This window comes from Enterococcus sp. 4G2_DIV0659 (assembly GCF_002140715.2).
GTDB lineage: Bacteria > Bacillota > Bacilli > Lactobacillales > Enterococcaceae > Enterococcus_L > Enterococcus_L mansonii.
Genome location: NZ_NGLE02000001.1, coordinates 1,405,434 through 1,430,280 on the forward strand (window position 1 = coordinate 1,405,434; position 24,847 = coordinate 1,430,280).

The 24,847-nt window shown below is 36.3% G+C and carries 22 protein-coding genes; 14 read left to right on the forward strand and 8 right to left on the reverse strand.

Annotation, left to right across the window (positions count from 1 at the left end; all coding sequences use genetic code 11):
* Nucleotides 1-2: 2 nt before the first annotated feature.
* Together A5880_RS06510 and A5880_RS06515 are read right to left on the reverse strand one after the other, a co-directional pair.
* The gene (locus tag A5880_RS06510) at nucleotides 3-1,358 is read right to left on the reverse strand and encodes a carbohydrate ABC transporter permease (RefSeq protein WP_086331021.1); all 1,356 of its coding nucleotides are present in this window, start codon (nucleotides 1,356-1,358) and stop codon (nucleotides 3-5) included.
* A 280-nt stretch (nucleotides 1,359-1,638) separates the two neighbouring features.
* Nucleotides 1,639-2,874, reverse strand: coding sequence for an extracellular solute-binding protein (locus tag A5880_RS06515; protein WP_086331020.1), 1,236 nt, complete (start codon nucleotides 2,872-2,874; stop codon nucleotides 1,639-1,641).
* Nucleotides 2,875-3,227: 353 nt separating this feature from the next.
* On the opposite strand from A5880_RS06515, the gene A5880_RS06520 reads away from it, so the two are divergent.
* Genes A5880_RS06520 through A5880_RS06530 form a run of 3 tightly spaced genes read left to right on the forward strand, consistent with a single transcriptional unit; the run spans nucleotide 3,228 to nucleotide 8,332 of the window.
* Nucleotides 3,228-5,093, forward strand: coding sequence for a glycoside hydrolase family 13 protein (locus A5880_RS06520; protein WP_086331019.1), 1,866 nt, complete (start codon nucleotides 3,228-3,230; stop codon nucleotides 5,091-5,093).
* On the forward strand, nucleotides 5,014-6,666 hold the full coding sequence (locus A5880_RS06525; RefSeq protein WP_086331018.1) for a glycoside hydrolase family 13 protein: 1,653 nt from the start codon (nucleotides 5,014-5,016) through the stop codon (nucleotides 6,664-6,666). The genes A5880_RS06520 and A5880_RS06525 overlap by 80 nt, the downstream gene beginning before the upstream one ends.
* A complete protein-coding gene (locus A5880_RS06530; RefSeq protein ID WP_086331017.1) occupies nucleotides 6,659-8,332 on the forward strand; it encodes a glycoside hydrolase family 13 protein in 1,674 nt (557 codons plus the stop codon). Before A5880_RS06525 ends, A5880_RS06530 begins: the two co-directional genes overlap by 8 nt.
* A 165-nt stretch (nucleotides 8,333-8,497) precedes the next feature.
* Here the strand turns inward: A5880_RS06530 and A5880_RS06535 are convergent, their stop codons facing one another.
* A complete protein-coding gene (locus tag A5880_RS06535; protein WP_086331016.1) occupies nucleotides 8,498-9,118 on the reverse strand; it encodes a GyrI-like domain-containing protein in 621 nt (206 codons plus the stop codon).
* 271 nt (nucleotides 9,119-9,389) lie between these two features.
* Between A5880_RS06535 and A5880_RS06540 the strand changes: the two genes are divergently transcribed.
* The 3 genes from A5880_RS06540 (at nucleotide 9,390) to A5880_RS06550 (ending at nucleotide 11,211) form a co-directional block, all read left to right on the forward strand.
* Nucleotides 9,390-10,274, forward strand: a complete 885-nt coding sequence (locus tag A5880_RS06540; RefSeq protein ID WP_086331015.1) for an AraC family transcriptional regulator — start codon at nucleotides 9,390-9,392, stop codon at nucleotides 10,272-10,274.
* A 155-nt stretch (nucleotides 10,275-10,429) separates the two neighbouring features.
* The gene (locus A5880_RS06545) at nucleotides 10,430-10,843 is read left to right on the forward strand and encodes a MerR family transcriptional regulator (RefSeq protein ID WP_086331014.1); all 414 of its coding nucleotides are present in this window, start codon (nucleotides 10,430-10,432) and stop codon (nucleotides 10,841-10,843) included.
* A gap of 17 nt (nucleotides 10,844-10,860) precedes the next feature.
* Nucleotides 10,861-11,211 carry a DUF4260 domain-containing protein gene (locus tag A5880_RS06550; RefSeq protein ID WP_086331013.1) on the forward strand — a complete coding sequence of 117 codons (351 nt, stop codon included), beginning with the start codon at nucleotides 10,861-10,863 and terminating at the stop codon, nucleotides 11,209-11,211.
* A gap of 109 nt (nucleotides 11,212-11,320) precedes the next feature.
* Here the strand turns inward: A5880_RS06550 and A5880_RS06555 are convergent, their stop codons facing one another.
* Complete coding sequence (locus A5880_RS06555; protein WP_086331012.1) at nucleotides 11,321-12,799, reverse strand: lytic polysaccharide monooxygenase; 1,479 nt, start codon at nucleotides 12,797-12,799, stop codon at nucleotides 11,321-11,323.
* 388 nt (nucleotides 12,800-13,187) lie between these two features.
* Here A5880_RS06555 and A5880_RS06560 point away from each other — a divergent pair, with 388 nt between their 5' ends.
* The gene (locus tag A5880_RS06560; protein WP_086331011.1) at nucleotides 13,188-14,651 is read left to right on the forward strand and encodes an AcpB/EbpR/MafR family transcriptional regulator; all 1,464 of its coding nucleotides are present in this window, start codon (nucleotides 13,188-13,190) and stop codon (nucleotides 14,649-14,651) included.
* Between the two features lie 77 nt (nucleotides 14,652-14,728).
* Here the strand turns inward: A5880_RS06560 and A5880_RS06565 are convergent, their stop codons facing one another.
* The 3 genes from A5880_RS06565 to A5880_RS06575 all read right to left on the reverse strand — a co-directional run bounded on the left by A5880_RS06565 (nucleotide 14,729) and on the right by A5880_RS06575 (nucleotide 17,108).
* Nucleotides 14,729-15,295, reverse strand: a complete 567-nt coding sequence (locus tag A5880_RS06565; protein ID WP_086331010.1) for a DNA-3-methyladenine glycosylase I — start codon at nucleotides 15,293-15,295, stop codon at nucleotides 14,729-14,731.
* A gap of 123 nt (nucleotides 15,296-15,418) precedes the next feature.
* Nucleotides 15,419-16,123 (reverse strand): glucosamine-6-phosphate deaminase, encoded by a 705-nt coding sequence (locus tag A5880_RS06570; protein WP_086331009.1) that lies wholly within the window; start codon nucleotides 16,121-16,123, stop codon nucleotides 15,419-15,421.
* 223 nt (nucleotides 16,124-16,346) lie between these two features.
* Nucleotides 16,347-17,108, reverse strand: a complete 762-nt coding sequence (locus tag A5880_RS06575) for a C39 family peptidase (RefSeq protein ID WP_086331008.1) — start codon at nucleotides 17,106-17,108, stop codon at nucleotides 16,347-16,349.
* 233 nt (nucleotides 17,109-17,341) lie between these two features.
* Here A5880_RS06575 and A5880_RS06580 point away from each other — a divergent pair, with 233 nt between their 5' ends.
* The 5 genes from A5880_RS06580 to A5880_RS06600 all read left to right on the forward strand — a co-directional run bounded on the left by A5880_RS06580 (nucleotide 17,342) and on the right by A5880_RS06600 (nucleotide 19,944).
* Nucleotides 17,342-17,707: a hypothetical protein gene (locus A5880_RS06580; RefSeq protein WP_086331007.1), complete on the forward strand. Its 366-nt coding sequence runs from the start codon at nucleotides 17,342-17,344 to the stop codon at nucleotides 17,705-17,707.
* 121 nt (nucleotides 17,708-17,828) lie between these two features.
* On the forward strand, nucleotides 17,829-18,302 hold the full coding sequence (locus tag A5880_RS06585) for a GNAT family N-acetyltransferase (RefSeq protein ID WP_086331006.1): 474 nt from the start codon (nucleotides 17,829-17,831) through the stop codon (nucleotides 18,300-18,302).
* Between the two features lie 29 nt (nucleotides 18,303-18,331).
* Nucleotides 18,332-18,715 carry an ACT domain-containing protein gene (locus A5880_RS06590; RefSeq protein WP_086331005.1) on the forward strand — a complete coding sequence of 128 codons (384 nt, stop codon included), beginning with the start codon at nucleotides 18,332-18,334 and terminating at the stop codon, nucleotides 18,713-18,715.
* A gap of 50 nt (nucleotides 18,716-18,765) precedes the next feature.
* Nucleotides 18,766-19,503 (forward strand): class I SAM-dependent methyltransferase, encoded by a 738-nt coding sequence (locus A5880_RS06595; protein ID WP_086331004.1) that lies wholly within the window; start codon nucleotides 18,766-18,768, stop codon nucleotides 19,501-19,503.
* 36 nt (nucleotides 19,504-19,539) lie between these two features.
* Nucleotides 19,540-19,944 carry a DUF1622 domain-containing protein gene (locus A5880_RS06600; RefSeq protein WP_086331003.1) on the forward strand — a complete coding sequence of 135 codons (405 nt, stop codon included), beginning with the start codon at nucleotides 19,540-19,542 and terminating at the stop codon, nucleotides 19,942-19,944.
* Nucleotides 19,945-19,982: 38 nt separating this feature from the next.
* Here A5880_RS06600 and A5880_RS06605 read toward each other — a convergent pair whose 3' ends face one another.
* Nucleotides 19,983-20,765 (reverse strand): hypothetical protein, encoded by a 783-nt coding sequence (locus A5880_RS06605; RefSeq protein ID WP_086331431.1) that lies wholly within the window; start codon nucleotides 20,763-20,765, stop codon nucleotides 19,983-19,985.
* 262 nt (nucleotides 20,766-21,027) lie between these two features.
* Here A5880_RS06605 and A5880_RS06610 point away from each other — a divergent pair, with 262 nt between their 5' ends.
* Both A5880_RS06610 and A5880_RS06615 read left to right on the forward strand, forming a co-directional pair.
* Complete coding sequence (locus tag A5880_RS06610; RefSeq protein ID WP_086331002.1) at nucleotides 21,028-21,762, forward strand: class A sortase; 735 nt, start codon at nucleotides 21,028-21,030, stop codon at nucleotides 21,760-21,762.
* Nucleotides 21,763-21,975: 213 nt separating this feature from the next.
* Nucleotides 21,976-24,438: an Ig-like domain-containing protein gene (locus A5880_RS06615; protein WP_179190450.1), complete on the forward strand. Its 2,463-nt coding sequence runs from the start codon at nucleotides 21,976-21,978 to the stop codon at nucleotides 24,436-24,438.
* Nucleotides 24,439-24,847: the final 409 nt, after the last annotated feature.

The window sequence follows — 24,847 nt, forward strand, 5'->3', positions numbered from 1 at the left end:
GCTTACGCCCCTTCCGTTTTAAATGAACTACTGCGTGTATAGGCAATTAATGAAAAGACTGCCGATAGAACGAAAATAATAATACCAATGACCGACGCTAGATTATAATCTGCAGCATTCACCGTCAATTTATACAACCACGTCACCAAAAGATCGGTCTCTCCTGCCGAATGATAATTACTATTAGCTGGTTGACCACCTGTAAGCAAGAAAATCACATTGAAATTATTGATATTACCAATAAACTGTTGAATCAAACTAGGCGCCATCACAAATAAAATTTGCGGAAACGTAATGTTTTTAAAAATTTGAAATTTATTCGCGCCGTCAATTTCTGCAGCCTCAATTTGATCTGTAGGTAAATTCGTAATAATCCCTGTCGCCACCAGCATCGTCACTGGAATTCCAACCCACATATTTACAAAAATAACCGTGACTTTAGCTAGTAAACCATCCGTCAAAAACGGGATCGGCTGATCGATCAATCCCCAGTTTTGCAAAAGAGCATTGACTGGTCCTGAACCATTAAATAAATTTGCCATCAAAAGCAAGCTGACAAATTGCGGCACTGCCATCGTAATGACAAAAATCGTCCGCCAAACTTTCTTCCCTTTCACCCCTTTAGCATTAATCAGCAATGCCAATAAAATACCAAAGAAAAATGTCGTCGCTGTCGCCAACACTGCCCAAATAAGGGTCCAAGTAAGAACTGGAAAGAAGGTTCCAGCAATATCACCCGTAATCACATTACTAAAATTAGCAAATCCGACCCAGTGAAATAAATTTTTCGGTGGCAAATGATTATGGTCATAACTTGTAAAAGCAATTGAAATCATATATAACAAAGGTAAAATCGTAAATGCTAATACACCTAACAACGGAACACTCATCAACGTAATATAGAAATTTTCATTCAACAAACTATTTAAATCTTCCTTTATTGTCGGTAACGCGCGCCCTGCTTGTTTTAACATAAAAATTTTTCGCGCACTTCTAAGATTGACGATATACATGAAAATAAACAACAAAATAAGAATAATAGCAGCAATCCCAAACAACAACAGCAACATCGAATTATCCCCTGGCTGTTGCACTTCAATTCCTAATGCTTCATCCATCACCCAACCTTGGGATTTAGTCCCCAACGTTTGCAGCATAGATAACGCATGAAATCCATTAATGACCAGCCAGCCTATAAATCCAATTTGTATAGCTAAAAAGGCCAAACCTTTAATGATTTGTCCATTCATGATATTGGCTGTTCCCATAAAAAAATAAGAAAGCTTTACTGATTTATCGCCTTTTTCGAACAATTCTCTAAAGGTTATCTGCCCATCCGGTGTTGATTTTAACTTCATAGCAATTCACTTCCTGTTCTTTAAATAAGGAAAGAAGAGTGCGGGACAAAACTAAAAACCAGTTTTGATGTGCACCCTAAAACCTAATAAACGGTGGCCAAAAGTCAGGTTCTTCGACAATTTCGCAAAAATCGAGCAATACCAAAAGCGTATTGTTCGATTTTTGCGAAACTGCTCGAACCTAATCGCCTTTTGTCTCAACCTCCTCAAGAGTAGAATAAACAACAGGAGCAGAAATGAACCATTTAATCGTTTTTGTTCTTTCTGCCCTGCACATCATTTATTTACCCGACTTACTCGTATCTTGGACTAATTTGTCTAATTTTGGTAGATATTGATCTTCAGCAATTTTGCCATTATACGTATCATTGATCACAGCATCAGCCGGTCCCCAGAACGAAACCATCGCTGGTAGTTTCGGCATAACAACGGAATGATCACTATCACTCATTGTCATAACAGCTTTAGCCACGTCATCAGATGTTACTTTTTCATCCGCCTGAGCTTCTTTGTTCGCAGGAACTGTACCATTTTTCTCAAAAACAGTTAATTGATTTTCTTTATTTGTTAAGAAATCCGCTAAAGCCATCGCTGCAACTGGGCTTTTCGTTGATGCATTGACACCAAACAATTTCACACCCAAGAAGGCTTTTTGTTGTACTGAACCATTGCCTAAATCAACAGTAGGATACGGAGCAACCGCAAAATTATCTCCCAAAGCTTTTTCGACGTCTAATTTAGACCAAGGGCCAGATAAGAACGCATCCGTTTTGCCATTTCCTAAATTAGAAAGTGCATCCGCATTTGATTGCACAACACCTGGGTTATCTTTTTGTGCACGAATCCATTTTAATACTTCTACACCCTTGTCATTATTAAAATTAGTCCCTTTGATATCTTCGCCATTTTTTCCGTATAACTCATCACCATTTGACATAAATAGCGGTGTAAAGATATAGTTCGCACCAGCTTCTCCAAAGTTTGCACCTAATTTTCCTTTAGACGTTAACGTTTCCCAACTCTTCACGTCTTCTTCAGCTAATTTTCCTTTGTTGTAATATAGAATTTGTGATTCGACTCCATATGGATAACCGTATAGCTTGCCATCATAAGTAGCCGCTTCAATTGCACTTTCTGTACTATTTTTCTTAACACTATCTTCATATTTAGTATTAGCATAAATAATTCCTGCATCTACCATTTGCCCTAATTGGTCATGGGGCATCATAAATACATCGGCTGCCGCACTAGGATCTTTCTTTAAGTTTTCTTGAGCCGTAGCGGACTCACTCGGCTTAATCGTCACTTTCCAATCCTTATGTTCTTTTTCAAATTGCTCTACTAATGGTTTGTAGGTGTCAACAAATGCTACATCCACCCATAATTTTATAGAAGCGTTTTCATTTTCAGCAGAAGTTTTTTTCTCTGATGAACCTCCGCCACAAGCTGCAAGCGCAACGGCCGCTGCTGTCATTGTTACCCCTAACGTCAAAAGCTTTTTCATGTTTCTTTTCATCTTTTGTTCCTCCTAGGAATTTTTTGCTGTTCTATTCTCTTACATTGTGCAATCGTTTGCGTTAATTGTCAAGTGATATATATAAGAATTAGAAAACTATTTTTATAACGGTTATTCCCCCAGAGTCAAAATTAATTAAGAACGCCTTTACATAAACGATTCAATTACAACTACCACTTTATCTTTCTTCTCTTCCTGTTTACAACAGCTACACTTAACCCTTACAAAACAAAATGCAATCGATTGCGATAAAAACATTGAAAACGTTTTTCTTATGTGTCATAATATGGGTGGTTTTTAGATTATTTAGCTAAAAAAAGAAACAAATGTCGATTACAGGAGGAAATACGCACATGAACACAGCCGCAGTCCATCACCAACCAGAAAGTGAATTTGCTTATTTATACACCGCTGACAAGATGCACATCCGTCTGCGCACAGGAAGAGGAGATATCCAAAACGTGTCATTAATAAACGGTGATCCCTATCAACTCGAACACAGCGAATGGTTCAAAGAAACGATTCCCATGGAACGTTATTTATCTACAACGACTCATGATTATTGGATAATCGAAACGTCAGCTCCTCACAGACGTTTGAGTTATGCATTCAAAATAGAAGGAATGGATGGCACTGTGCTTTTTTATGGTGATCATGGCTTCTTTCCTTATCAAGAAAGTACATTAAAAATGGCAAACAATTATTTCAAACTACCTTATTTTCACGAAGCCGATCGTTTTAAGGCACCTCAATGGGTTAAAGAAACCGTTTGGTATCAAATTTTTCCTGAGCGTTTCGCTAACGGCGACCCTACCAACGACCCAAAAGGTACCATCCCTTGGGCAAGCAAGTCTCATCCAGGTCGAGAAGATTTTTACGGTGGTGATTTACAAGGAGTTTTAGATCATTTAGATCATCTCGAAGATTTAGGGATTAACGGTATTTATTTTTGTCCTATTTTCCAAGCTGCTAGCAATCATAAATATGACACGATTGATTATTTTGAGATCGATTCGGCCTTTGGAGACAAGCAAATTTTAAAAAAATTAATCGACGAATGTCATAAAAGAGGCATCCGCGTCATGTTGGATGCAGTGTTTAACCATATGGGGGATTTTGCTCCCCAATGGCAAGATGTGGTCAAAAACGGCGAACACTCTCCTTACGCCAAATGGTTTCACATTCACAAGTTCCCAGTCACTTATACACCGACTGATGACTTTGAATTTTCAAATGATATTACCTATGACACATTCGCCTTTACACCTCATATGCCAAAACTCAATACAGAGAACGAAGAGGTACAGGATTATTTATTAAGCATCGCTCGTTACTGGATTGAAGAATTTGATATTGATGCTTGGCGTCTAGACGTTGCAAACGAAGTTGACCATCGTTTCTGGCGTAAATTTCACGATGTTTGCACCGAAGCCAAAGCAGATATTTATATTCTAGGAGAAATTTGGCATTCTTCTCAACCTTGGCTACAAGGAGATGAATTCCACGGCGTTATGAATTACGCTTTTACAGATGCGATTTTGTCTTATTTTGTTTATCGGACGATTCCATTAACTAAACTTGTTTCTGAACTGAATCACCAATTAATGCTTTACCGTGAACAAACAAACCAAATCATGTTCAACGTGTTAGATTCTCACGATACTCCTCGTTTATTAACGATTGCAAAAAATAACAAAGAATTAATGAAACAAGTTTTAGCGTTTACTTATTTACAAAAAGGCGTTCCTTGTCTCTATTACGGTGATGAATATGCCATGGATGGTGGAGGCGATCCCGATTGTCGTAAATGCATGGTGTGGGAAACAGATAAACAAGACCAAGAGATGTATATATTTGTCAAAAACTTGATTGCTTTTAGAAAAGAGCACCAACCGCTTTTATCAGAAGGAAAACTGCGCTGGCAGGAAGTTGATGAACAAAACGGCATCATCGATTTCGCCTATGAACACGAAGGTAAAATGATTCGCAGTATTTTCAACACTGGCCAACTACCGATCTACGTTGAAAAAGAAGGCATTTTATTCTCTACTCGAACACACCTATTAGACAAAGAGGTAATCGAACTTGCGCCTTACGGTTTTGCCGTTTCAGTAGATACAATAGAAAGGAAAGATAACAATGACACACACACAAACAACCACTCATTGGTGGCAGGAAGCCGTCATTTATCAAGTATATCCACGGAGCTTTCAAGATAGTAACGGAGATGGCATCGGAGATTTGGCCGGCATCATTCAACGCCTAGATTATTTAAAAACACTCGGAATAAACGCCATTTGGCTTAGCCCTGTCTATCGTTCACCAAATGATGATAACGGCTATGACATTAGCGATTACGAACAAATCATGACTGAGTTTGGAACGATGGACGACATGGATCACTTAATCCAAGAAACCCAAAAAAGAGAAATCAAAATCATTATGGATCTAGTCGTTAACCACACTAGTGACGAACACCCTTGGTTTATCGAATCTCGCTCATCAAAAGAAAACCTCTATCGTGATTTTTACGTTTGGCGAAAAGGCATCAACGGTCACGCTCCAAACGACCTAGAATCAACCTTCCTAGGTTCTGCTTGGCAATTAGATGAATTAACTGGCGAATATTATTTGCACTTATTTAGTAAAAAACAACCTGACTTAAATTGGGAAAACCCAACCGTTCGTCACGCCATCTACGATATGATGAATTTTTGGATCGACAAAGGCATTGGTGGTTTCCGAATGGATGTAATTGACCTTGTAGGGAAAATCCCAGATCAAAAAATCACAGGAAACGGACCAAAACTCCACGATTATTTACAAGAAATGAACGCCCACACATTCGGCGGAAAAGACCTACTAACCGTGGGCGAAACTTGGGGCGCAACACCAGAAATCGCCAAGTTATACTCCGATCCACAACGAAATGAATTATCCATGGTGTTCCAATTTGAACATGTTGCATTAGATGAACTACCAGGCAAAAGCAAATGGGATCTACGCCCGCTGCAAATCTCAGAACTAAAAACCGTCTTCGAAAAATGGCAAACTGAACTCGGCAATCAAGGATGGAATTCACTATTTTGGAATAACCATGACTTACCTCGAATTATTTCAAGATGGGGAAACGATCGGACCTATCGTATAAAAAGTGGAAAAATGTTGGCGATTTTACTCCACATGCTAAAAGGGACTCCCTATATTTATCAAGGTGAGGAAATCGGGATGACCAACCGAGTAATCGAAGACATCTCAGAAGTCGAAGATATCGAAAGTAAAAATATGTACGCCGACCGAATCCAAAAAGGCTACACAAAATCAGAAATCCTCGCTTCAATCAACGCCAAAGGACGGGATAACGCTCGTACACCAATACAATGGGATAGCACTGAAAACGCAGGATTCACAACAGGTTCACCGTGGCTTGCTGTTAATGAAAATTATCATGAGATCAACGTAGCACAGGCGTTAGAAGACAAAAATTCAATATTTTACACATACCAAAAGCTGATTGACCTACGCAAAACACACCCATTGATTGTTTGGGGAAGCTTCGAATTGTTAAAAGAGACGGCCGAAGAGGTTTTTGCTTATTATCGCCATTACCAAGGAGAAAGTTGGCTTGTCGTTTGTAATTTCTCTGATCAAGAACAACACTTTTCATTAGAGACATCAGCGAAAGAAACGATTATTACTAACACTAACAAAGAATACCAACAACTTTCCGACCGAACATTGGAACCTTATGAAGCGTTTGTCGTCACCATCGGAGGAAGAAAAGATGCCTGAATTATCCACTCAATCGAAACCACTCTACACAGCTCAAAAAAATAATTGGTGGAAAAATGCTGTAGGTTATCAAATTTATCCTCGCAGTTTTAAAGACAGCAATCACGATGGTATCGGTGATTTAAATGGCATTCGCCAAAAATTGCCTTATTTGAAAGAACTGGGCATTGATTTTATTTGGATCAATCCAATTTACGCTTCACCAAATATCGATAACGGGTATGATATTTCTGATTACCAAGCAATCCATGAAGATTTCGGCACAATGGAAGACTTTCAGGACTTACTTGAAGAAGCACATGAGCTAGACTTAAAAATCATTATGGATTTAGTGGTCAACCACACCAGTGATCAACATCCATGGTTCTTAGAAGCGAAAAAATCCCGTAATAATCCTTATCGCGACTATTATCATTGGGTCGATGCAACGGAAGACCAACCGCCAAATAATTGGCAGTCTTTTTTCGGTGGTTCAACTTGGACATATGATGACACAACCCAACAGGCGTATTTTCATACTTTCGCCAAAGAACAGCCTGATCTCAACTGGAAAAATCCTCGTGTACGCCACGAAATTTACCAGATGATTCGATGGTGGTTAGAGCTTGGTATTGATGGTTTTCGGATTGACGCAATCAGCCATATCCAAAAAGAACCTTGGGATTTTGAGATTACAGATAACCAATGGGCACCATTTATGAATGTCTCTGGTATCGAAACGTATTTAAAAGAACTCAAAGCTATTTTTAACGAATACAATGTGATGACGGTTGGCGAAGCCAGCGGTGTTCCTCACCAAGAAGCAACACATTGGACAGGAGATAGCGGTTATTTCAACATGATTTTTGAATTGGAACACTGTGAGCGTATTGGCGAATTAGGCAGTCAAAAAGGCTCTATCCCTCACCTAAAACAATCATTAACACAATGGCAAACAAGCCTTGCAGATGACGGCTGGAATGCTCTTTACCTAGAAAATCATGATACACCTCGCAGTGTGTCAGTGTATGGAGATGATTCACCAGAAGCAGCTAAAGCCTTAGCCACTGTTCAGTTATTACTAAAAGGAACCCCTTTTATTTATCAAGGACAAGAACTAGGCATGACGAATTATCCCTTTCAATCCATTGAAGATATCGATGCAGCAGATACGATCCACTTTTACCAAACATTATTAGCACAAGGGAAAACAACAACAGATGCCTTGAAAATTGCGATAAACTGGTCTAGAGATCACAGCCGCACACCATTCCAATGGGAAGACACTTTACATGGGGGCTTTTCAACAACGACACCTTGGCTAAAAGTCAATGACAATTACCGAATGATCAACGCCGTACAAAAAGAAGTTGAAACATCTAGCGTTTTTCACTATTATCAAACATTGATTCGTTTGCGTAAACAGACAGAAGCTCTTATTCATGGTAAATTTGACTTGCTTTCACCTGAACATCCAACTGTTTTTTGTTACACACGAACAACCGAGACAGAACGTTGGCTTGTTTTAGCTCAACTCGACCGAAACCAGACAACCATTGATTTTCCTGCCTCTTGGGATTATTCCAACTGGGAAGAAATCCTAACTACCACAAGCACAAAACCTTTAAAACAGCAAATGAAGCTTTCTAATTATGAAGCGCATGTTTATCGAGAAATAACGGATTAAACGAAAGAAAAGGATCTGGAAGATAACGCTGTGAGTTATCTTCCAGATCCTTAAAACTTAAATAGCCGAACAACTTTTTCCTATTGCTGTAAAAAACAGCGGAGTATGAGAATAATTAGCACCTGCTTAATTCTCAGAGCTATTCATTCTCATATCAACTTCACTCTACTCAACAAAATAACGCAACACTGTTTTCATCTTTTCAGGCGCTACTTTTCTTGGATCAGAAAGATAAATTTCTTTATGGGCAAAAGTTGTTCTTTTTAGCTGATGTTCTTCGCAATACGAATCCATCACTTCAAACGTTCTGAATTCATCATCGTAAGAACCTAGATGCATCATTTGGACACATTTTCCATCTGCTATCGTTTCAAATTGTACCTGTTGGTTATTCGGATTCGGTTTCTTTTTCCCTACTCGCTCCAGATTAGACAAAGCTAATTCTTCAGTAACAAAATCCGGTTGACGAATCATGATTTTATAGACCAAATCCGCCTTATCAAACGCCCTTCCCTCTGCAATTGCTTCATCAGATAACGTCCAAATCCCCTCCAACGGATAAACAGTATACTCAAAATACCCATCTGGCGTAACACCATTTTTAGGCATCATCCGAATCCCATAAGACATCGCATATAAAGCGGCCGTCTCCTCTGCAAACTGAGGACCATTAGGATTACCTTTTCCAGAGATTGTATAAAATTTTTGCGATGGAACTTGAAGTTCCATTGGTTTTTCTTTTGGTAGATAAAGATTTTTTTCTTGTTTTCGCCATTCGAATTTCATGGAATATCTCTCCTCCTCATTTCAAAACAACGCTTGCTTTACTAATAATAACATATCTACAAAACAAACCAGATGATGTTAGCCAACAAAGACAACTCTGACCGGTCGTTCCTCGGATCATCTTTCACTCTCCTACTTCTCTCTTTGCATAACTATTCTGTCGTACTAAAGAATCAAACCTGTGCAATATTTTTTTTCACTCTTTTTTGGGCAGAGAAAGTGAGGTACACTTAATCTAAATACGATAAACTAATTTTAGGAGTTGATTATTATGGAATGGGTTACTAGGTTGGAACAGTCACTAGACTACATCGAAAAGAATTTAACAGAGACAATTGATTTTGATTATTTGGCGCAAATCGCTTGTTGCTCTACCTATCACTATCAGCGGATTTTTTCTTATATGGTTGGTGTTCCTTTAGCTGTTTACATCCGTCGTAGAAAATTATCTTTAGCAGGCGTGGAGCTTCAGCAAGGAGCAAAAGTGATTGATGTTGCCATAAAATACGGATATGAATCACCAAATTCTTTTGCTCGCGCATTTAAAAACCAGCACAACATCACCCCTTCACAAGCACAGCAAGAAGGCAGTCTGTTAACTTCTTTCCCTAGAATCAAATTCCACATCACAATCAAAGGAGATGTAGAAATGGAATACCGGATTAAAACAAAAGAAGCCTTTCGGGTTATTGGAGCAAGAAAACAATTGAGTGCAGATATTGAAGAAAACTTTAAAGAAGTCCCTTTATTCTGGCAACAGATTGGAAGGGATGGCACATTAGAAAAACTGATTCCATTAATGTCTCAAGAACCTAACGGGATCATGGGAATCAGCACTGGATTTGAAGCTGATCAAAAAAACAAAAATGATTTTTCCAACAGTAAAGGAATGTCTTATTATATCGCTGTTGCCAGTGACCAAGAATTGCCAGCTAATCTTGAGGAATACACTGTACCCGCATTTACTTGGGCAATTTTTTCTGGTCGAGGAGCAATGCCTCACGCAATCCAAGAATTAGAGAGAAGAATCGTCACAGATTGGCTGCCAAGTTCAGGGTATGAATATGCAAACGGACCCGATATCGAGCTTTATCTTGACGCTAACCCAGATAACGCCACCTTTGAAGTTTGGCTCCCCGTTGTAAAATCAAAATAATATGACCTTCATTATTAAACCAAAGTTCTTGATTACTTCCTCATGTTCTTTGGTTCTTTTTTATGCCCTCTGTTACTCTTTTTTATTCAAAAACTTCTTTCTTGACCATGGAGCTATGTCCAATGTTACACTAACTCTACAAGGAGGAGTAATCCATGAACATCACCGCATTCGCTCAACAATTTAATGTATCGACAGACGCTATCCGCTTCTACGAACGTTCTGGTTTGTTACAACCGAAACGTCAGTCAAATGGTTACCGTAAATTTACAGAAACTGACCAACAAGAGCTAAAAATCATCTTAGCCTTAAAAGAATTAGATTTTTCCATAAAAGAAATCCATTATTTACTCACGTTAAAAAGGCAACCGATTTCTACTGCATGCAACAAAGAGTCTACTGCTTTTCTAACAAACAAAATCACGGTCATTCAACAAAAGATCACATTTTACGAAATGGCGTACCAACTACTACTTAAACTAAAAAACACAGTCGAAGAGAATAAGTATGAAGAAAATCAAGCTGAGTTGTTCACGATGATTGATCAATTAGCTCGTTACGGATTATAGGATAGGAGGGCTTACACATGACAAATAAAACCATTTTACAAATAGAAAACGGCAGTCTGTTTCTTTTGGCATTTGCTTTATTTATCCACTTAAACGTCCCAGTCTTTTACTTCTTTCTTTGGCTCTTACTACCAGATATAACCATGTTGGGCTACTTAGGTGGTTCGTCGCTTGGTGCTAACATTTACAATTTAGGACATAACTTAGTTTTCCCTGTGTTGTTAACTATTATTTACCTACTTACCCACACTACGCTTTTATTGCCGATCGCTATCGTTTGGTCCGCCCATATTTTTATGGATCGCACATTAGGATATGGCCTCAAATACTCCGATGATTTTAAACATACACATATCCAAAGCCTCTAAAAAAGAAGAGCTAACTCAAATGTCTTGCATCTGAGTTAGCTCTTCTTTTTTAGTACTATGTGGTAGTTTTGGTTTATTTATTACTATGTTTACAAGGATTATTTGTAGCTTAAACTAGTTCCCAAACTGGTGAATTATCTGGTTGGTTCCCTTGTGTCCACCATTTTGCTTTGTATGTTTTGCCTTGGAAAGTTACTTTGTCTCCACCGCTATAAGCTTTGTTCGCTTCCCAGTTCATTACTTTATCAGAAAGAAGTTTCCACGCATCTGATTTATCTGGACGGTCACCTTTTACCCACCATTTTGCTACGTATTCTAAGTCATCAAAGAGAACTTTATCGCCAGTGTTATACACTTTATCAGCAACCCATGTAGATTGACCACTTGGTGCTTCTTTTGTTTTCACAGAAAATACCGCACTTGCTTCAGAAACGTTGCCGCCAACGCTAGTTGCTTTGACTGTGTACTTGTATGTTGTATTAGCTTTTAAACCAGTATCTTTAAAGCTTGTTTTTTCTGTTGTAGCAATTTTTTTACCATCACGGTAAACTTCATAGTTTTTAACGCCTAAGAAATGTGTTGATTTTGTCCACATTAAATCTACTGAATTTTCTGTTGTTCCCATAGAGTGAACGTGTGTTGGTGCTGTCGGTTTTTGGTTATCTTCTACTGCTGATGATTGTGTTGTTGCTTTTACTGTAGCACTCTTTTCAGAGATTTTACCATTTGTACCAACTGCTTCTACTTGATATGAATATGTTTTGTTCTCAGTTAAGTTTGCATCATTAAATTGTGTTCCCCCAACTGTAGCAACTTTTTTACCATCACGGTAAACGTTGTATTCTTTTGCATTCGCAACTGTATCCCATGATAATTTAAGTGATGAAGTTGTTACGTCAGATGTTCTTACATTTTTTGGTGTCGCTGGTGCTACTTCTACTGGAGGAGTGATTCCAGTGCCACCTTTTACGTTTACATCAATCACATTATAAAAAGCATTTGCTGTATCTGCAACATCCCAAACAGCTAAAATTACATGGTAACCTGTACGGTTTTCTGGGATAGTAATTTGATGTGACTTATTATTTGAAGCAGCTGAACCATCATGTTTTACTTCACCAAGAAAATCAAAATCAGCTCTTGCTAAAGGCTTCTCTGGATTCCAACCAACTTTTGTCATGTAGTAGTGCCATTTAGTTGTGCTATGAGGTGCTGTGTAATGCCAAGTAAATGTATTAACACCTGTGTTGATATCTTGTTTCGTCCAACGGTCTGCCCCAGTGCTATCCATCACAAAATCAGCGATTTGTCCTTTACCACCTTGTGCTGATGCAATTCGTCCGTCTGCTGGTCCCGCTTGTGGAAACCCTTTATCAAATTCTAAAGATTGCGGATTTGTAATAACCATTCCGTATTTTTCCATTGCAGCTGTCCAGCCGATTGTATTTTTATCTAATGAACCTTGATAACCACGTGCTGCTGGTTTTTCTACATAACCATGCGCATCTGCTTGCTCTACGTTTAGTAGACCTGCGCCTCCTAAAATGACTGTTGACATTAATGCTAGTCCTAATAACTTTTTCTTCATAATCATCCTCCGTTCAATCATTCACCTTTTGTCCTTCAGGCTTAACTACAGTTTAAACGCCATGTAAGAAAAAAAAAGGTCATTTCTGATCACAAAATGCCCATAGTTGAACAAATCCACTATACACAAGGAAATAAAAAGAATATTTAATTAAAAGTATATAAATATTACATTTGTTATACCAAAAAATAACCATAAAGGGTCATATTTTTCTGTTAAAAAGAAAAATATGACCTATATATTTTTAATTATTTTAAAAAGACATATGTTATTATCTCTTGATGTATAGACAAAACAGATCATTTCACGTTAAAATAAAAAAGAAGTTGAAATTTAGTTCATTATAATATGAACAAATATAAAAATAACATAAAAAGGTGTTGATAAGATGAAAGAAATTCTCTCCTCTCGATCCAGACGACAATTAGAATTAATGGAACTTTTAGCAGATCACGATTGGGTAACCTTCGCTTTAGCTTCAGAATCGTTGAATGTTCCCGTAAAAACATTAAAATCAGATATTATTGAGTTGGAAGCATTACTTGCACCAGCAACAATCGAAGCATCTAAAAAATATGGGATTCGTTTAGCAACAAATTTTGGTTTTTGTAAAACAAGTATCTATCAAAAATTTTTAAAAAATAGCGTTGAGTTTCAATTAATCGAAAAAATATTCTTACATAACTTCTCTACAATTATTGATTTAGCCGACGATCTTTATACAAGTGTTTCAACCATTAAGCGAATCGTTTTGCGAGTAAATCAACTACTTCAAGTAGAAGGTTTTACAATTAATTTGAAAAAAATGCAGCTTGTCGGCGATCCACATAGTATTTGTAATTTTATGCAGCATTATTTTTATGAAAAATATGGCGTAGCAGAAAGCCTGTTAACACCAGCTCAATTAATTAGCTTAGATCAAGTTGGACTTCAGATCGTTAAACAAGCTGAACCAAATAAACCATCTTATACCTTAGATTTTTCTCTTTTAAACCGATTACGCTTTTACACATATACCGTTATCAACTTACTAAAACACAATAGTGAAAATCAACTTTATGATATTCCAGAAAAAGAGTTTTCGATTCTTAATGATCCTTATGCATGTGATGAGTTTTATTGTCAGTTTAAATTGCCTTTATCTCCAGCGAACATAAACACTTTTTTCTATTTGTTTTTTAGTGATCAATACGTCGATTCCATCGATACCTTACATAAAATGACCAAAGTCGATCGACAAGCGCATTTAAAATATCAAAAAATTGAAACTCTTCTTCTAGAGATTGAAAAAAAGATGGGATGCAAATGCAACCACTTTGATGATATTTTTATGTCTCTCTATAATTTAGACTGTCAAATCCATGGACGGACATTTATCCTCCATGACAAGAATAAGGAGTTTCTTTCAGGGATCAAAAACCTTTATGGGCATTTTCCTATGGAGTTGATCCATTCTTTGCAAGCTATTTTTTATTCCAATCCTTACAAAGAGTATCTAGTCTATGAAGCTATTTCAATTTTATTCACCCGTTGGCCAAATTTACTTGATCGTTTAGAATACTCTACACCAACCATGAATGCCTGTCTTTTATTCAACTCCGGATTAGAATATATGGACATGCTTTCTGAACGAATCACATATTACTTACGCGGACGTTTTTCTTGCACACCATTACATGTGACTTCACTGGAGAAATTGGAAAAAGAAGCCGCAGAATATGACTGTATCATAACGAATATTCCTGAAATCTATATTAACAATATTCCGATTATCGTAATTCCACTCATTCCCGATGCAAAAAGCTTCGATAAATTGATGCTGGTTTATGAAGATCATTTTGGTAAAAAATGAGCGGTTTGAATAAATCCTATACCTAAATAGAGTAGAAAGGCATCCGTCGATGTCTTTCTACTCTATTTAGGTATAAGTTATTCACTTTCAGTACACTTAAAGCAGTACTGTACATGATCATTCACCATGCCTGTTGCTTGCATAAAGGCATAAACCGTTGTTGTTCCTAAAAATTTAAATCCTTTTTTCTTTAAGTCTTTACTAATCTTATCGGATAACTCTGTCGATGCTGGAACTTCCTTGATTTCTTTCCAACGATTTTGAATAGGTTTACAATCAATATATGACCAGATAAATTGATCAAAACTGCCATATTCTTCTTGAATTTGCATAAATACTTGCGCATTATTGATGGTTGCATTGATTTTCAATTTATTCCTAATAATACCTGGATCTTCTAATAAAGAATCGATTTTTTCTTGATCATAGGCAGCGATTTTCACATAATCAAAATGATCGTACGCACGCCGTAACGTCTCTCGTTTTTTTAGAATTGTCGACCAACTCAAACCAGCCTGCATGCTTTCTAAAACCAACATTTCAAACAATTTCCGATCATCATGTTCTGCTGTTCCCCACTCTTCATCGTGGTATTTCGCTTCCAACTCATTTGTATTGGCCCAATCACACCGCATTTTTCCCATAATTCCCTCCCCCTCGTATTTTCTTGTTTAATTAAGAATAACACGAGAACGTATGTTTGTAAATGTATAAAAAGACCCGGGATTTCTCCCAGATCTTATATAATATGAAGGAATCAACACAAATTACACGTACCGATCTAATTTACTTGCTGCTTCTTCATCTAAGATGACAGTAAGATTTGGATGAAGTTGTAAAATAGATGCTGGATATTTTTCTGTCACAGACCCTTGTAGTACATGTTTCACCATTTCAGCTTTTTTCTCGCCATTCACAATCAGAATTAAATGTTTCACACGCATAACACTGACAGGTCCCATAGTGACAAATTCCATGCCTTTTTCCATTTCTCCTGGGACAAACCATGGTTCTTCTCCGGATACTTTCACTTTGTACGTTAAATTTTCAAATCTTGTTGTTGTAGGCATATTCCCACAAAAATGTCCATCACCACCTAGACCGATCAACATTGCATCTAAACCACCATCCATTGCCAAGCGTTTGTCTTGTTCTGCGTAATTTTCTACAGTCAAAGGATGAATATTTGCTTCATGAATATTTGCTGGATTTAAATACAATTTTCTTAAATCAGTGATTGTGATTCCTTCATTTTGACCAGCCACCGGAATTTCATCAAAATTGTAATAATGAACATTTGTATAATTCGGTGAATCTTTTACAATCTCTACCATTTTTTTATACACACCAACTGGAGTATTTCCAGCCGTAATTGATAAATTCACACGTTTATCTTGGTTCATATGCCCTAATAAAATATTTTTGGTTGTCTCACTCATCGCTTCAAAATCTTTTTCAACAATCACTTTCATTTCATTCACTCCATTTCCTTTTTATACTTTAATTGTACAATGTGGGAACCATCCCATGTCAAATTTTTTAGTATATTTATGTTTCATGTTTTTATAAACTACCTATCGAACTAATGTAATTCCTTATTAATAAAATACAAAAAAACAATTGAAAAAAAGTAACCCTCACTTTTATTTCAATTGCCTATTACATTTATCTACATAATAACCTTAGCAGTATCACTTATTTATAAATCGTCCAAAAATTCACAGCTTCATTCGTTAATTCCTCAGCGGTAAACTCTTTTTTAGAATGCCCTTTTGCCTCAGAATCATTTGGATCATTCACCCAGAATTTTCCATTATTGGTTCCGCTAAGCACCATAATATGTCCTGTCTCTGTAAATAAGCCTGGCTTGACCGAGACAATCACTGGATGATTTTGCTTTAATTGTTCCTCCACTGCAGTAATGTCCATTTCAAGGTCTTCAAATTGGTATCCTTTCATCATAGCAAAGTCAGAAAAGGCTACCCACGCCGTTCCTTCCCCTTCCATATAATAGTCATTTTTGGACCAGTTTAAAATATCTTGAGGCGTATAGTCTTTATTATCCAAATAAGAAGATACCATAGCTAATGATACAATCGCGCAGCCATTAATTTCTATCGTATCCCCTTTAGGATTTCCCGTCCCATAAGGCGTTGCCTTCCAGCGGTCATCCGTTTGTAATAATAATTTAATCGGCATTCGGTTAGCAAACTTTCCTTGAGCCATCTCTTGATTGATTTGCTCAGCATAGGTAAGCTGCTTTACTTTTTCTTGTTTTTTCTCAGAGGTGGTGGTTGTCTCTGTTGTTTTAACATCCTTTTTATCAGTGAACATCGCTGAAAATCCATGTCCTTCTTCCATCGGAGCTATTTTTGCTAACAACGCGCCTGCAAAAGTAGTGATGATTAATAACGCTATAATATAAATTTTTGATTTTTCATTCTTTTTTTGTTTCATGACTGTCTCCCTCGTTTAAGTTGAAAGAATTCTACTTTCAAAAAAAGTACATATATAGTAATCAGTACTTCTTAATATTACTGAAACTGTGAAAAAAAGCAAGTCTTAATAACTGCACAAAGAAATAATAGCGAACATATTTTCTTGAAATATTTCCTTTTATTGGGTAAAATGGTAGTATCTAATTATTCAGAGTCTTTTAGTAATAGCGAATTCGCAAAGGAGGTAGAAGGATGGACAATAATCATAAATCAACAATGAAGAGCATTTCAAAATTGATCAGCCAATCTTCCCAAAATTTCTTTTCGGCTTTTTTAGACGACTCTAAAGATAAACAGAGTAAGGACAAAGAACGTGAGGATATTCTTAAGAAATTACAAGTCGCCTCTGCTCAAAAAAGTCTAGTTGTTCTACAGCTAAAGGAAACACCTGCATCTCAAAAATTCGAAACCGTTTCGGGATGGATTGTCTCTAAAAAAATTACCGATTCAATCATGTTGCGTTTGCAAGAAGATACTCAACAAATTCGCATGATTACAGTTGAACATATAAAAAAAGTTAGTACTTTATCTAAAAATGACAAACGTCAAATTAGATAAATCGCCCAAAAAGAAACGTGGCAGAACAAGTTGTTTTGTTGCGTTTCTTTTTTTATTTAGTAGAATGCACATGAGTGATCATGATAAACTAAGAGAAACATCGACTGAAGGAGGAAAACCGATGACACACCGAATAAAACAACTTTCAGCTACTGACCTAGACGAATTGACGCATGCTCTTTCCCTCGTTTGGACTGTATTTAATGAATTTGAAGCTCCAGACTATTCCGCCGAAGGCATCGAGCAGTTTAAAACATTTATTGCGTTGGCTCATATTAAGGAACAGCTCGAAGCTGGTACTCTTGTAATGTGGGGATTCTTTGATGGAGAGACATTAGCTGGGATAATGGCTATGCGCCTTCCCAATCACGTGACACTGCTTTTCGTGGCAAAACAGTACCACAAACAAGGGATTGCCCGAAAGCTTCTAGAGACTGCTTATATCTATTGTAAAGCACATTTTACCATTACTACCATTACATTAAATTCTTCTCCTTATGCCGTTGAGGCTTACAAACACTTAGGTTTTAAAGAAACAGATAGCCAACAACAAGTAGACGGTATCCTTTTTACACCAATGGAAAAGAGAATATAAACAAACGATGAAAAGAGGTGGATAAAGAAATGGAGTTAACATTACTTGATCAACTTAATTATGCCATTATAAAATTCCCTGCCCAAACAACTATACCCGCAGATTTTGAGCGTATCGACCAGTTTAAAAGCATTACATACACTTCAGATGAATGTTCTATTGTTGTTCCATTTGGCACGTTAGATACACAGTACGCCCTTTCTGTCGACGATGGTTGGGTGATCATTCAAGTCGTGGGAGAACTGGACTTTTCTTTAGTTGGCATCTTGGCTGAATTAGCAACCCCTTTAGCTGAGAATCAAATTTCAATTTTCGCTTTATCCACGTATAATACAGACTATCTTTTACTTAAAGCTGCTGATAAACGCAAAGCCATTCAAGTCTTACAACAACATGGCCATGTTTTTATATAAACTAGCGGATTTATGCACCTTACAATACAACATCTTAAGGAGACGAGCATATGAAAAATGAATATGATAATCCTCACTTTTTTGAAGCATACAGCCAAATGGAACGTTCAAAAAAAGGACTAGAAGGTGCTGGTGAATGGCATGAATTAAAAAAACTACTCCCCGACTTTTCAGGAAAAACCGTTCTTGATTTAGGATGCGGTTACGGTTGGCATTGTCGCTACGCAGTGGAAAATGGTGCAAAAAAAGTAATTGGTATTGATCTATCCGAGAAAATGATTGAAAAAGCAAAAGAAATGACAGACTCAAGAAAAATCGAGTACTATTTAATGAGTATGGAAGAAATCGATCACTTAAATCAAACGTTTGACATCGTGATCAGCTCACTGGCCTTTCATTATCTTCCATCATTTGATGCCATTGCAAAGAAAGTAGTCAATCATTGTTTAAATCCTGGCGGTTCCTTCGTTTTTTCAACAGAACATCCCATTTTCACCGCCCAAGGAACACAAGACTGGATTTACGATTCTGAAGGTCAACCTATTTATTGGCCCGTTGATCGCTACTTTGACGAAAGTATTCGAGAGACGACCTTTTTAGGTGAAACCGTGATAAAGTATCATAAAACACTAACTACTTACTTAGATGGCTTACTAAAAAATGGCTTTCAAATCACACATGTCGTTGAACCTATGCCAGAAGCGACAATGCTTGCGACAAGCGATGAAATGCGTCATGAATTGCGTCGCCCGATGATGCTATTGATTGCAGCAACTAAAATAAACTAGTACCATTTAAGTATATATCACAAGGAGGAAGACAAGATGCATAATGTAGCTCAAACGATCATGGATAACTTGATTCCTTTCTTTGAATTGTTTATCTTAGCCTTAAATATTTTTTCAATCATCGTCTTGGTTTGGGGCGTGATCATGGCCTCAATTGATTTTCTTAAAAGTGAACGTACGGATAGAAATCGTGTTCTGTTGGCTAGACAAAACAACTTTATCAAAAGCTTTCTAGGCAGTTATATTTTGCTTAGTTTAGAAATTTTGATTGCCGCTGATATTATCGAATCAATCATCAAGCCTACGTTTCAAGATATCCTAAAGCTAGCAAGTTTGGTGGTCATCCGAACAGTGATCTCTTACTTTTTGCATAAAGAAATTGAAGATGCTTTAAAGGATAAAGAAAAGGAAACAAACAAAGAAAAAGATTCTGAAGGATAACGTGTTGTGTTATTCTCAGAACCTTTTTTTATTATTTTTTACGCATGTTTTGATAAATCAGTAAAGCCAAACTCATCTTCTTGGATCAAACGCCATGTCCGCTTCGCTGTATTATATATCAAAATGGCAATCACTGGCTCATTTCGATAAGCAAAATTTTTCGTTTTCCACAAAGAGTCTTCCACTACATGAATAGGAATATGATATTCTTTTCCTTTAATATCCATCTGATCGAAACAAAAAACGACTCCCTCTTGTAAAATCGGCTTCATTTCTTTTAACAACTCTACATCTAGCTTTTCGACTGGAATCCCTCTTTTAAAGAATGTCTTGCGATCATTGACCTTCTCTAAAATAACTCGAGTAATCTTATCAGCTAAAATACGATAAAATTCATCAATATAACGATAATAAACCCGTGTCATATGATCAACAAATTCAAAGAAAACAAAATCGTTTTGTAATTTATAAAAAAACGGTGAATGCAAACTTGTTTTCATATGACCAAAATAAAGCAACTCTGAAATTTCCAACGGCGTCAATTCTTTTAACATCGTAACATCTGAAAAATCAATCCACTTAATTTCTTCGTTCACTTTGCGACGATAAATCGTTGAAAAATACTGATCTACATTTTCCTGACCCCGAATAATTTTCAACCCACTATGCATATCATATTCGCCCTCTTCAGCAGAAGGATTCAACAATAGTAAGTTCTTAGGGTGATGAACGATGGAATGAGTAAAGTCTGTATGTGTAATTCCCTTAGATAAAACTGCATTACTTGTCATATCAATATGTACATAAATTAAATCCAACATTTGTTCAATCACCCCCAAAATAGTCTTCTCCTATATTCTACAATACTTTATAAAGAAAAGCTTGTGTCTTTTATTTTAAGATTCAGTTACAAAAAGTTGAAAAACAATACTTTTCAATATAAAATAAAGCATCCAAAGTAGAATAAACTTACTAACCTTTTAAACTGTTTCATATGACAAACCGTTTTTATAAAAAAATAACTATTTTAATCTAGGGTTTCAAATCCATTTATGATAAACTTAATACAGAAGGAGGGAGCTTATGTCCTCAAGAAACGTACGCCCTAAAAAGAAAAATAAAAAACGAAATTGGCTAATTAATATATTTTTATTCTTGTTACTAATTGTTGGTTTAGCCCTTGTTTTCAACACACAAATCAGAAATATGCTTATCCAACAAAACGGAAAAGCTTACGCTGTAGAAAAATTAACACCTGAAGAGATCGAAAAAAACAATAAAAAAGACACATCATTCGATTTTGAAGCAGTAGAATCTCTTAGTACTGAAGCGGTTCTTAAAGCACAGTTAGCAAATAAAAACCTACCTGTTGTCGGTGCAGTTGCTCTACCTGATGTAAAAATCAACTTGCCGATTTTCAGAGGCTTAGATAATGTTGTTTTGTTGACTGGTGCAGGAACAATGAAACCCGACCAAAAAATGGGTGAAGGCAATTACGCTTTAGCCAGCCATCGAGTACAAGATATGATTTCTTTATTTTCACCTTTGGAATATTCCAAACCGGGTGAATTGATTTACACGACTGATTTGACGAATATTTATACTTATAAAATCACTTATGTAGAAAAAATCGATCCGTCTCGTGTTGAATTGATTGATGATGTGCCCGGTAAAAAAATGATTACCTTGATTACTTGTGGTGATATGTACGCTACGACTCGTATCGCCGTACAAGGAGAACTGGAATCAGTAACACCAATGAACAAAGCGACACAAGCGATGACAGATGCGTTTAATATGGAGCAGTTGACGTTGTAGATGGTGTAGCTTTTAACTAATTTAAAAAGAACAAAAAAACAACTGTTTATTTTCAGTTGTTTTTTTGTATGTTCAACTTAAATATATCTTCACAACCTTTTTTACTTTTTTTACAGACATATATGAAAAAAAATTACTGAACATTATGTTATATTTATTATGTATCATTCGTTATTTTATTTGACAAAAAATATAATAAAGGAGATGTCAGTAATGAGAAAAACAATTAAAAAATGGACGACATTGTTTGGAGGTATTATTACTTTAGTTATATTACCAACAAATGTCATCGCAGTTGATTTGCCAAAAGAAATCGAATATTTCCCCTCGGATCCAACATCAGCACTACAAATAGAAATTCCAAATGATATTCCAGAAACTAGGTTATTTAACGAGCAAAGAAAACAATTCCCCGAAAAATTTGATTATACAGTAGGCAACTTTGAAACAGTAATGAAAAACCAAGGAGAATTAGGTTTGTGCTGGGCTTATTCTGGAACAGATACAATTGGAATTTCAGCAAAAAAAGAATTTGGTGAGGAATATTATATTTCACCGAATTATTTCAACTATTATTTTTCAAAAAATGCTTTCTCGGATATTTTAAATCCTCACAACGTTGGCGGCACGTTAAATGATGGTGGTAGCGCTTCACGTATCTTTATACAAGGTGCGCTAAATAATCTTGGAGTGAGTGAAAATACTCTACCCACACCTATGTGGCTTGACTTAAATAAACCTATGATATCCACTGATTTTTACAACAAAACTAAAGATAAACTTCCTATAGACATTGAAAAAACTATTATAATACCTGGTGTAAGTTATCTGGCGGAAGAAGTAGATCACAAGAAAAAAATCATGGCTATCAAAGAATTAGTGTACACTTATGGTGCATCAACTTTCTATTATGATACAGAATATAGCCATGACTCCACTTATTATAATTATAAAACAAATGCCACATATGTACCTATTGAAGATGCAAAAGCAGGTCTAGTTCCAACTTACGATGGATGGTTGAGTGCCAACCATGGAATCACTATTGTCGGCTGGGATGATACCTATGCTAAAGAAAACTTTGTTAAAAAACCTAAAAATAATGGTGCTTTTAAGATGAAAAATTCATGGGGAGTTTTTCCTCATGACAGAGGGTATTTTTACATGAGCTATGAAGATGCTTATCTTTTAGCAGCAGAAAATATTGCTGCAGATACTTCTAAAGAAAAGTTTGATCATGTAAACAGTTATATCACCGGAGAGATGAATTCATATATGGATTTGAAAAGTGATTCAAAAGATATTTATGCAGGAAATGTATATACTACTTCTAAGAATAAAGAAGTGTTAGAAGCTGTTTCCATTTCAACTGATCAACCTCATTTAAGCTATGAAATTTACTATTTAGATAAAGCTGTTCAAAAAAATAAAACTTTTTCTGGTTTTGAAGGTTTAGAGAAAATTGCTTCTGGTATAAAAGATGCTTCTGGTATAGAGCGTATACAGACAAAAAAAATCTCTCTTAAACCTGAATCTGAGTATTCAATCATTGTAAAATACACCTATCCCAGAGATGTCTCATTATTTAGAATAAATTTACAAAAGGTCAAAGATGCAAGTAAAGGGCAAACTCCTCATTTAGAAGCAGGTCGCTCATTTTTTAGCAACATGAATGTGTCAGGTAGCAGGCATTGGCTTAGTCTATCTGACGGTAGTCTTTGGGGAGAGAATGAAAGATTTAATACGTGGATCAATGTATATACTAGAAATGTTATTGAGAATCTAGATATTGCTATTTCTCCAAAATCTGCCGAACTAATTGTGGGCGACTCAAAAAAACTGGACGCTCTAATTACACCGGAAAACGCAACCAATAAACAGGTTAACTGGAGTAGTTCTAACACTGCAATTGCAACAGTTTCAGAAAACGGCGATGTAACAGGAATATCTGCTGGAGAGGTTATAATTACTGCACAAACCGCAGTAGGATATAAAAAAGCAACGGCAAAAATCAGAATCATACCAAAGAAAGTTGCAGTCACAGATATAACCGTTCCCCCCTCTACTATTCAATTGAAATTAAAAGAAGTTAAACAATTAACAGCTGTAGTAAAGCCAGAAAATGCAACGAATAAAAAAATCACTTGGAGCAGTTCTGATCCATCAATAGCAACAGTTTCAGGTAATGGTGAAATAACCGGTCAGGCATTAGGAAAAGTAACAATAATAGCACAGACCGAAGATGGTCATAAAGAATCTAGATGCATTGTTGAAGTTACCCAAGATGAAACAGATGACCATGGCGACACTGGTGAAACAGCTACCAAGATTATAGAAGGTGCAATTGTCAAAGGTAAAATCAACTCCGAAACTGATATTGATGTCTTTGAAATGCCACTTCCTGAAGGGCCTGACAAAACTGTCGTGCTTGAGTCACCAAACGGGCAAGCAGAAAAATTCTCTATCCAAAATGGCGCCGGTACTTGGTTCCATCAATTCAAAGGGACAAAAGAACCTAAGATACCTAACCAACCTTTCCGCACTATGTACAACTCAGATAAACCTAAGGATAAATTGATTCGGTTTTATATCGATAAATCGTTTGAAAAAGTAGGCGGAACATACGAATTTAAGATTACCGTTTTGCACAAAGGACAGAAATTAAGTGACTATTGAATAACTTTAAACAGTTAATGACTCAACGTATTCATACTATAAAAATTGAATACTAGCATCTCTTTTAAGCGTGATTTAGGAGATGTTAGTATTCTTTTTTACACCTCTATGTCTATTACTACAATAAATAAAAACACTAAAACTCGGTTGTTACTTCACTTTTTTATTTAGGCTATATAAAAAACGGATTTATACTTTTTGATGTTGGCGAGAAATCATCAGCCTCTTTTTTATACAAAATAATAGAAAAAACACCCTGATATCCTTTAGAATTAAGTCGACTAAAACCAATCAAAAGAAGGAAATCAAGATGTCCTATACAAATTCAACGAATGAAATACGTTTCTCCATACGGGAAAGGAAGAAGCAAAAAAAACGCCACTTGAAGAAATACTGAAAACTTCTTCAA

Bases quoted from the DNA above. Each gene is read 5' to 3' on its own strand.
- A5880_RS06510 (WP_086331021.1), bottom strand. From the start codon at position 1,358: ATGAAGTTAAAATCAACACCGGATGGGCAGATAACCTTTAGAGAATTG.
- A5880_RS06515 (WP_086331020.1), bottom strand. From the start codon at position 2,874: ATGAAAAGAAACATGAAAAAGCTTTTGACGTTAGGGGTAACAATGACA.
- A5880_RS06520 (WP_086331019.1), top strand. From the start codon at position 3,228: ATGAACACAGCCGCAGTCCATCACCAACCAGAAAGTGAATTTGCTTAT.
- A5880_RS06525 (WP_086331018.1), top strand. From the start codon at position 5,014: ATGACACACACACAAACAACCACTCATTGGTGGCAGGAAGCCGTCATT.
- A5880_RS06530 (WP_086331017.1), top strand. From the start codon at position 6,659: ATGCCTGAATTATCCACTCAATCGAAACCACTCTACACAGCTCAAAAA.
- A5880_RS06535 (WP_086331016.1), bottom strand. From the start codon at position 9,118: ATGAAATTCGAATGGCGAAAACAAGAAAAAAATCTTTATCTACCAAAA.
- A5880_RS06540 (WP_086331015.1), top strand. From the start codon at position 9,390: ATGGAATGGGTTACTAGGTTGGAACAGTCACTAGACTACATCGAAAAG.
- A5880_RS06545 (WP_086331014.1), top strand. From the start codon at position 10,430: ATGAACATCACCGCATTCGCTCAACAATTTAATGTATCGACAGACGCT.
- A5880_RS06550 (WP_086331013.1), top strand. From the start codon at position 10,861: ATGACAAATAAAACCATTTTACAAATAGAAAACGGCAGTCTGTTTCTT.
- A5880_RS06555 (WP_086331012.1), bottom strand. From the start codon at position 12,799: ATGAAGAAAAAGTTATTAGGACTAGCATTAATGTCAACAGTCATTTTA.
- A5880_RS06560 (WP_086331011.1), top strand. From the start codon at position 13,188: ATGAAAGAAATTCTCTCCTCTCGATCCAGACGACAATTAGAATTAATG.
- A5880_RS06565 (WP_086331010.1), bottom strand. From the start codon at position 15,295: ATGGGAAAAATGCGGTGTGATTGGGCCAATACAAATGAGTTGGAAGCG.
- A5880_RS06570 (WP_086331009.1), bottom strand. From the start codon at position 16,123: ATGAAAGTGATTGTTGAAAAAGATTTTGAAGCGATGAGTGAGACAACC.
- A5880_RS06575 (WP_086331008.1), bottom strand. From the start codon at position 17,108: ATGAAACAAAAAAAGAATGAAAAATCAAAAATTTATATTATAGCGTTA.
- A5880_RS06580 (WP_086331007.1), top strand. From the start codon at position 17,342: ATGGACAATAATCATAAATCAACAATGAAGAGCATTTCAAAATTGATC.
- A5880_RS06585 (WP_086331006.1), top strand. From the start codon at position 17,829: ATGACACACCGAATAAAACAACTTTCAGCTACTGACCTAGACGAATTG.
- A5880_RS06590 (WP_086331005.1), top strand. From the start codon at position 18,332: ATGGAGTTAACATTACTTGATCAACTTAATTATGCCATTATAAAATTC.
- A5880_RS06595 (WP_086331004.1), top strand. From the start codon at position 18,766: ATGAAAAATGAATATGATAATCCTCACTTTTTTGAAGCATACAGCCAA.
- A5880_RS06600 (WP_086331003.1), top strand. From the start codon at position 19,540: ATGCATAATGTAGCTCAAACGATCATGGATAACTTGATTCCTTTCTTT.
- A5880_RS06605 (WP_086331431.1), bottom strand. From the start codon at position 20,765: ATGTTGGATTTAATTTATGTACATATTGATATGACAAGTAATGCAGTT.
- A5880_RS06610 (WP_086331002.1), top strand. From the start codon at position 21,028: ATGTCCTCAAGAAACGTACGCCCTAAAAAGAAAAATAAAAAACGAAAT.
- A5880_RS06615 (WP_179190450.1), top strand. From the start codon at position 21,976: ATGAGAAAAACAATTAAAAAATGGACGACATTGTTTGGAGGTATTATT.